At 68.8% G+C, this 401-nt stretch carries 1 protein-coding gene; it reads left to right on the top strand.

Annotation, left to right across the window (positions count from 1 at the left end; all coding sequences use genetic code 11):
• The coding region (locus tag E1295_RS48380) for an RNA-guided endonuclease InsQ/TnpB family protein (RefSeq protein ID WP_166427811.1) at positions 1-401 on the top strand (401 nt) is incomplete at both ends.

The raw sequence follows: 401 nt of genomic DNA, 5'->3' as shown, positions 1-401 counted from the left end.
GGCGAAGATGGACGCCCCGCTGGCGATCGCATGGTCGCGCCCTCTTCCTGAGGGCGTGGAGCCGTCCACGGTGACCGTGTCGAAGGATGCTGCGGGGCGCTGGTTCGTGTCCCTGCTGGTCGAGGAGGAGATCAGCCCGCTGCCGCCCGTTGCGGAAAACGTGGGGATCGATGCTGGGATCACGGCGCTGGCCACGCTTTCCACCGGCGAGAAGATCGTCAATCCTGGTCACGAGCGCCGCGACCGGCGCAAGCTGGCCAAGGCTCAGCGGGCGCTGGCCCGCAAGGCCAAGGGGTCGGCCAACCGCGCCAAGGCCCGGGCCAGGGTCGCCAAGGTGTACGCCCGGATCGCCGACCGTAGAAGGGATCACCTGCACAAGGTCACGACACGGCTTGTTCGCG

This window comes from Nonomuraea mesophila (assembly GCF_004352805.1).
GTDB classification, from domain to species: Bacteria; Actinomycetota; Actinomycetes; order Streptosporangiales; family Streptosporangiaceae; genus Nonomuraea; species Nonomuraea longispora.
The sequence above is the reverse complement of the archived record's forward strand: the minus strand, read 5'-3'. Positions and strand labels throughout refer to the sequence as shown.